Origin of the sequence: Planococcus halotolerans (genome assembly GCF_003289955.1) — a bacterium.
Lineage (GTDB): Bacteria > Bacillota > Bacilli > Bacillales_A > Planococcaceae > Planococcus > Planococcus halotolerans.
The window spans coordinates 1-2536 of record NZ_QLZR01000015.1 but is presented as its reverse complement, the minus strand read 5'-3'; the positions used below and the strand labels follow the sequence as shown (position 1 = coordinate 2536).

At 54.6% G+C, this 2536-nt stretch carries 1 rRNA gene; it reads left to right on the top strand.

The window, feature by feature from the left end:
- Positions 1–2535: ribosomal RNA gene (locus tag DP120_RS18220) — 23S ribosomal RNA — on the top strand; the annotation flags it as partial.
- Position 2536: the final 1 nt, after the last annotated feature.

Genomic DNA, 2536 nt, shown 5'->3' with positions numbered 1-2536 from the left:
CTCCAGAGTGGATCCTGAGTACGGCGGAACACGTGAAATTCCGTCGGAATCCGGGAGGACCATCTCCCAAGGCTAAATACTCCCTAGTGACCGATAGTGAACCAGTACCGTGAGGGAAAGGTGAAAAGCACCCCGGAAGGGGAGTGAAACAGATCCTGAAACCGTGTGCCTACAAGTAGTCAGAGCCCGTTAATGGGTGATGGCGTGCCTTTTGTAGAATGAACCGGCGAGTTACGATTGCATGCAAGGTTAAGGTGAGAAGCCGGAGCCGCAGCGAAAGCGAGTCTGAACAGGGCGAATGAGTATGCAGTTGTAGACCCGAAACCAGGTGATCTACCCATGTCCAGGGTGAAGGTAAGGTAACACTTACTGGAGGCCCGAACCCACGCACGTTGAAAAGTGCGGGGATGAGGTGTGGGTAGCGGAGAAATTCCAATCGAACCTGGAGATAGCTGGTTCTCTCCGAAATAGCTTTAGGGCTAGCCTCAATCTTGAGAATCCTGGAGGTAGAGCACTGTTTGGACTAGGGGCCCATCCCGGGTTACCGAATTCAGACAAACTCCGAATGCCAGTGATTTATGATTGGGAGTCAGACTGCGAGTGATAAGATCCGTAGTCAAGAGGGAAACAGCCCAGACCACCAGCTAAGGTCCCCAAATATCCGTTAAGTGGAAAAGGATGTGGCGTTGCTTAGACAACCAGGATGTTGGCTTAGAAGCAGCCATCATTTAAAGAGTGCGTAATAGCTCACTGGTCGAGTGACACTGCGCCGAAAATGTACCGGGGCTAAACGGATTACCGAAGCTGTGGATGGACCTCTTAGGAGGTCCGTGGTAGGAGAGCGTTCTAAGGGCGTTGAAGCGGAACCGGAAGGATTCGTGGAGCGCTTAGAAGTGAGAATGCCGGTATGAGTAACGAAAGACGGGTGAGAATCCCGTCCACCGAATGCCTAAGGTTTCCTGAGGAAGGCTCGTCCGCTCAGGGTCAGTCGGGACCTAAGTCGAGGCCGATAGGCGTAGACGATGGACAACAGGTTGATATTCCTGTACCACCTCCCCGCCGTTTGAGCAATGGGGGGACGCAGAAGGATAAGGTGAGCGCGCCGTTGGTTGTGCGCGTCCAAGCAGTGAGGCGTGGAATGAGGCAAATCCCATTCCTGATACGTTGAGCTGTGATGGCAAGGGGCATTGCGCCCCGGAGTCCCTGATTTCACACTGCCAAGAAAAGCCTCTAGCGAGGCGGGAGGTGCCCGTACCGCAAACCGACACAGGTAGGCGAGAAGAGAATTCTAAGGTGAGCGAGTGAACTCTCGTTAAGGAACTCGGCAAAATGACCCCGTAACTTCGGGAGAAGGGGTGCTCTGGTAGGGTGAATAGCCCGAGAGAGCCGCAGTGAATAGGCCCAGGCGACTGTTTAGCAAAAACACAGGTCTCTGCAAAACCGTAAGGTGACGTATAGGGGCTGACGCCTGCCCGGTGCTGGAAGGTTAAGGGGAGTGCTTAGCGCAAGCGAAGGTGCGAACCGAAGCCCCAGTAAACGGCGGCCGTAACTATAACGGTCCTAAGGTAGCGAAATTCCTTGTCGGGTAAGTTCCGACCCGCACGAAAGGCGTAACGATCTGGGCACTGTCTCAACGAGAGACTCGGTGAAATTATAGTACCTGTGAAGATGCAGGTTACCCGCGACAGGACGGAAAGACCCCGTGGAGCTTTACTGTAGCCTGATATTGAATTTTGGTGCAACTTGTACAGGATAGGTAGGAGCCAATGAACCCGGAGCGCCAGCTTCGGGGGAGGCGTCGGTGGGATACTACCCTGGTTGTATTGAACTTCTAACCCGCACCCCTGATCGGGGTGGGAGACAGTGTCAGGCGGGCAGTTTGACTGGGGCGGTCGCCTCCTAAAGAGTAACGGAGGCGCCCAAAGGTTCCCTCAGAATGGTTGGAAATCATTCGCAGAGTGTAAAGGCAGAAGGGAGCTTGACTGCGAGACGTACAGGTCGAGCAGGGTCGAAAGACGGGCTTAGTGATCCGGTGGTTCCGCATGGAAGGGCCATCGCTCAACGGATAAAAGCTACCCCGGGGATAACAGGCTTATCTCCCCCAAGAGTCCACATCGACGGGGAGGTTTGGCACCTCGATGTCGGCTCATCGCATCCTGGGGCTGTAGTCGGTCCCAAGGGTTGGGCTGTTCGCCCATTAAAGCGGTACGCGAGCTGGGTTCAGAACGTCGTGAGACAGTTCGGTCCCTATCCGTCGCGGGCGCAGGAAATTTGAGAGGAGCTGTCCTTAGTACGAGAGGACCGGGATGGACACACCGCTGGTGTACCAGTTGTTCCGCCAGGGGCATCGCTGGGTAGCTATGTGTGGCCGGGATAAGTGCTGAAAGCATCTAAGCACGAAGCCCCCCTCAAGATGAGATTTCCCATTGCGCAAGCAAGTAAGATCCCTCAAAGACGATGAGGTAGATAGGTTCGAGGTGGAAGCGTGGCGACACGTGCAGCTGACGAATACTAATCGATCGAGGACTTAACCAAT